A 4,835-nucleotide genomic window follows, 5' to 3' on the forward strand; every position below is an offset into this window, starting at 1 on the left:
CGTATTTCATTAGCTTTACTTATGAATTACCAGGGGTGAGCGTAGAAGACAGGTGAGCGAGCGCATAATTTCAGACCTCATATTACCCCAGCGACGACTTTTGCAAGAGGTCTAATCTCTGCAAGACACTCTCAACCCACAACCAAACCGAAAAACCCTGATTAACCAGATGCGAGGATTGCTGAAGACCGAGCAGTCACCACTAACTGATGCTCAAATTCAGGCAATCTTGGAAGAACGTCGGGTGGAGAAGTATCTCCAGTGAGAGTCCTGATCGATACTAATGTTGTTTTAGATGATTTACTGGAGCGAGAGCCGTTTTTGCAAGATGCAGAAGCATTGTTTCAAGCAATCGGTTCTGAGCAGGTTGTTGGTTATGTTACTGCAACAACACTAACTGACATCTTCTACATTGCTAGAAGACAAACTCAGAGCGTTGAACGGGCAAGGCAGGTAATCTCTATTACACTGGCAGTTATGGAAATTTGCCCCGTCGATCGTGCTGTCTTAGAGGTAGCTTTAACATCTGGTCTAAGAGATTTTGAAGATGCTGTACAGGTTGCTTGTGCGATCGCTCAAAGTTTAGATGCAATTGTTACCCGTGATACACAGGATTTTTCTAATGCAACCGTACCCGTGTTATCTGTTAGTCAGCTATTGGAACAGTTGAAATAGTTCTGTACTTTAACACTAATGCGATCGCTTCCCTTCAAAGAGTGTTAGACAAAGAGCGATCGCACTTTTCGTTGCTGATGAGGAGAGGTGCGTGAAGTGTTAGCTATCCCGCAGGGAATCGCTATCTGCCAACAGTTAATTCTCAGGTAGGAAGATGCCAGTTGCTTTCAATCCACAGTGCCCGTGCTTCAACTACGTGACATCCTCCTACACCGAATCGAAGATTACGGTGTAGGCTTCCTTACCTCGCGATAACGCTTTCCTGGTTATTTCCTAAATCATCGAAACGATTAAGAAGCCATAGTTATTAATAAAATCTGACATTTACTATTTCCTCATTCCCCCATTTTCCCAGCTTCTCTGCTTTTTTGCCGCACGGGAATTTCAATGATAAACTGCGCTCCTTCTCCGGGAGCAGAAATACATTTTAATTGACCGTTATGTTTTTCTACCACAAGCTGATAGCTAATAGATAATCCTAATCCCGTGCCTTTTCCTACTGGTTTCGTGGTAAAAAACGGGTCAAATATCCGCTGTTGTATTTCTTGGTTCATCCCTGATCCATTATCGGCGATCGCTACCACTACCCAATCTGATTCATTAATGGAAGTGCGAATAAAAATCTGTTTTTTTTCATTACCTGTTGCTTCTGATAAAGCATCAATACTATTATTGATAATATTCATAAACGCTTGATTCAACTGCCCAGCATAACACTCAATCTTGGGTAAGTTTCCATAAGCTTTAATAATTTCAATACTGGGAGAATCTCTCTCCCCATTCAATCGATGTTTTAAAATTAATAAAGTGCTATCAATACCTTCGTGAATATCAACTTTTTTAAGTTCTGACTCGTCGTGACGGGCAAAGTTCCGCAAACTAAGGACAATCTGACGGATGCGTTCGCTGCCAACTTTCATAGAAGCGAGCATCTTGGGTAAATCATCAGCCAGAAATTCCCACTCCATCTCTTCAGTCTGTTCGACAATTTCACGAACGGGATTCGGATAGTGTTGCTGATAGAGATGAACCAGGCTGAGTAAGTCTTGGGTGTAGTCATTGACATAAAGAAGATTGCCGTGAATGAAATTAACCGGATTGTTGATTTCATGAGCAACTCCCGCAACCAGTTGACCTAAGCTAGACATTTTCTCGGCGTGAATCAGTTGTGCTTGGGTTTGTTTTAGCTTGTCTAAAGCTTGTTTTAGTTCTTCATTTTGGCGCAGTGTTTCTGTATTCTTCTGAACTTCTTCAGCCATTCGATCGAAAGCGATTGAAATCTGACTCAGTTCATCAGAGCCTTTTAAATTAGCACGGACTTCTAAATTTCCTTGCGCTAAGCTGTTACTAGCTGCAACCAGTTTGCCTACTCGCAAGTTCAAGGTTTTGTAAAAGAAGAACCAGAGAATGCTACAAAGCACGGCAAGAGCAACACTGTAGGTTAGCGATCGCTCTAAAGCATCGTTGTATGCCTGAGCTTTTAGCGACGAAAGGTCATACTCCAACAACAACACAGCTACCCTCGACGGTAGGATTTCTCCAGGCGAAGCTCCCAAAAGCACTGGATAAATTGCCCTGAGGGTTTGTCTATCGTCCGAGAAAATTACCTGCTTTGACTGAGTTTGCTGGACTTCTTTGATCGCTGATAAGCTGGAGGCTGCTAGAGTGTTGCTGATTAAGCGATTTTGCAAGTCAAAACGAGTTGACAAGAGTACTCGCTCATTTTCATCACAAAGCAAAGCTAACCGCAGATTAGGAGCGGGAGCAATCTGAGCGATCGCTAAATGGGCACCCTTACCTTGAGCCGTTCTGTACAAGTACTCTAGTAACGTTGCTGTTTGACTTGCAGAAAATTCAGCCTGCTGTCTGATAATCGTTTCGGTACGGGAGAAGGACTGAGAGACTTCCCGTTGAAACGAAACCAAACCTAACACACTGCCGAACACTAACAGAATCCCTGGAATCGAAAACCGCAGAGGAAAGGGGAAGCGATGCATAGGTAGACTTTTTGCAAAAATAGTTTTGCCTGGAGGCATGAACCACAGATTAACCCAGATAAACACAGATGAATCTGATATTAACTGTAGGCATCTGTAGTTTTTTCATAAAGGTATGTTGAGTGTTGCAATCGGTCTACGCTTTAGGGCTTGACATCTCTAACCAGTCTGTCATCGAGCAGAGGGTTAAGGTCTACGTCTTGTTTCAGTATGTTATTTTCAACCAAGAATTGGGATAACCGTTGGCTTCCCTTGAGCAACACAGAATTGGTTTTTCCCAAGAGTTTCTGGTTTTCCTCAAGGGTGACGAGCTGAAGCCCCTTGAGGGATGATAAGAATTGTTCGGGTGTGATTCCTTGTCGCCGTGCCATTCGACGAGCGGCATCTTCGGGATTTTTCTCAATATAATCGAGAGCGCGGAACCAACCCTGGATTAACACCTGCAATTGAGTAGCATGCGTCGTCAACAACGACTCACTGCCAATTAGCACATCGACTACTTCACCAGGAATCTGGCTGCTGTCAAAGAGTAACTTGGCTCCGGCGTTGAGTATATTGGAGCGGTATGGCTCAAAGGTGACAATGGCATCAACGCGACCTTGTTTGAACGCCTCCTCCTGCTCCGATAGCTCCACAGGGACAATCTTGACATCTTTGAGTGACAGACCGACTTGTTCTAAGCCACGGCTCAGGACAAATGGTGCCAGCATTGACCTGTCAAAGCCAACCCTGCGCCCTTTTAAACTTTGCAGATTCGCGATCGCTCCTTTAGCTACAATGGCGTCTGCACCATTAGAGATATCCATAATTAGCCAAGCACGGACATCTGGATGAGTCGGCGCTAATGGCAAAAACCCAGTCATCGGTGTGGCGCTCATTTCTACTTCACCGTTCCGGTAAGCTCTGTTTGGGTCGAAGTTGGGATACTCCACTAATTGAATCGGGGTTTTACCGTAGTATCCCAGTTCGCGAGCCAGAAATAGAGGTTCATACCCAGGCCAAACATTGGTACCAATCCGTAAGGGTTTCAGGGGTGCTGGGACACAACTGATTAGAATGAAGCTTGAGAGGGCGATCGCCACAATTAACAACTTCACAGGCAAGGTAAAACCTCTCATCTTTAGTCCTCTGAGGGCAGTCCTAATAGAAAGCTCTTTTTACCTGAGTATTATCGAATACTTTTCAGGACTAGACTTTTGTGAGGCGCGATCGCCCCAGTAATCCTTGTGGTCGAACCAGAAGCATGATGAACAAGATAGCCCTGCTCGGAGCCGTAAATCAAGCCTTTGTGCTGCAATCGGGCGATCGCGCCTTGGAGACTGCCCCCTCTGGACAAGTAATGCTTGTGAGCGATCGCTGTTATTGTATCCACCAACCCGAAACAGCGATCGCTTCCCTTCAAAGAGTGTTATTTTATCGCCTACCCTCTTTCCACTCTTCCCCACCTGGTAGCTGAACTAAATTCTCATCAATGATTGCTGGTAAAGTTTTTGCCGAAGGTTCATACGTTAAATCGAGCAATCTCTGAGCCGTCATTATTAAATCTGTTCTATCCACCGACGCTGCAAGTTGGCAAGGATGATAAAAATAATCCATAGCTTCTATATTTGCCGGACGAAGTGCTGCCTCAATTGCCTCTTCTAGAAAAGGCTTCCATTCATCTTGCTCGATGTAGTAAGACGTTTTATTCTCTTTGAGATTTAATGTTTGAATTTGCTGGAGAGAATCTGAAATTAAAGCTGCCCAGGAATTAGTTAAACACTGGTCAACTTGGTTTTGAATCAAGTGAGTCAGCATTGTGACCAGACACGCTTCGATATTACAAAGGATCGCTTGTTTACTCATGACTCATCCCCTCCAGCTCATGCACAATTGCCAAAGCATCTGCATAGGGTCCTTCTAAGATGCTAGTTCTTAGGTCGATTAGTTCTTGAGTTATAAATGCTACCTTCACAGATAGGCGTTGATAGGCTGAATATAGCATTCAGTCACCTGACATCTTGACTACCCCCTTAAGCGATCGCTCCCACACACTTTGGTATCAACTCAAGCGCTGGCGAAGCCACAAAGCAAACAGAGGCAGAGCCAGTCGATAGCCTTGTTCGGAGCCGTAAATCAAGCCTTTGTGCTGCAATCCCGCGATCGCGCCTTGGAGACTGCCCC

The 4,835-nt window shown here is 44.6% G+C and carries 4 protein-coding genes and 2 pseudogenes; 1 reads left to right on the forward strand and 5 read right to left on the reverse strand.

Annotation, left to right across the window (positions count from 1 at the left end; all coding sequences use genetic code 11):
* Nucleotides 1-261: 261 nt before the first annotated feature.
* Nucleotides 262-675, forward strand: a complete 414-nt coding sequence (locus tag NDI34_RS27720) for a PIN domain-containing protein (RefSeq protein ID WP_348234446.1) — start codon at nt 262-264, stop codon at nt 673-675.
* Between the two features lie 335 nt (nt 676-1,010).
* Here NDI34_RS27720 and NDI34_RS27725 read toward each other — a convergent pair whose 3' ends face one another.
* The 5 genes and pseudogenes from NDI34_RS27725 to NDI34_RS27745 form a co-directional block, all read right to left on the reverse strand.
* Nucleotides 1,011-2,672, reverse strand: a complete 1,662-nt coding sequence (locus NDI34_RS27725; protein ID WP_242030368.1) for an ATP-binding protein — start codon at nt 2,670-2,672, stop codon at nt 1,011-1,013.
* Between the two features lie 143 nt (nt 2,673-2,815).
* On the reverse strand, nt 2,816-3,790 hold the full coding sequence (locus tag NDI34_RS27730; RefSeq protein ID WP_348234447.1) for an ABC transporter substrate-binding protein: 975 nt from the start codon (nt 3,788-3,790) through the stop codon (nt 2,816-2,818).
* 50 nt (nt 3,791-3,840) lie between these two features.
* On the reverse strand, nt 3,841-4,044 hold the full coding sequence (locus tag NDI34_RS27735; RefSeq protein WP_348234448.1) for a hypothetical protein: 204 nt from the start codon (nt 4,042-4,044) through the stop codon (nt 3,841-3,843).
* 41 nt (nt 4,045-4,085) lie between these two features.
* Nucleotides 4,086-4,611 (reverse strand): annotated as a pseudogene (locus NDI34_RS27740) (hypothetical protein).
* A gap of 102 nt (nt 4,612-4,713) precedes the next feature.
* A pseudogene (locus NDI34_RS27745) lies at nt 4,714-4,835 on the reverse strand (ATP-binding protein); the annotation flags it as partial.

Origin of the sequence: Trichocoleus sp. DQ-U1, from assembly GCF_039961925.1 — a bacterium.
GTDB lineage: Bacteria > Cyanobacteriota > Cyanobacteriia > Cyanobacteriales > FACHB-T130 > FACHB-T130.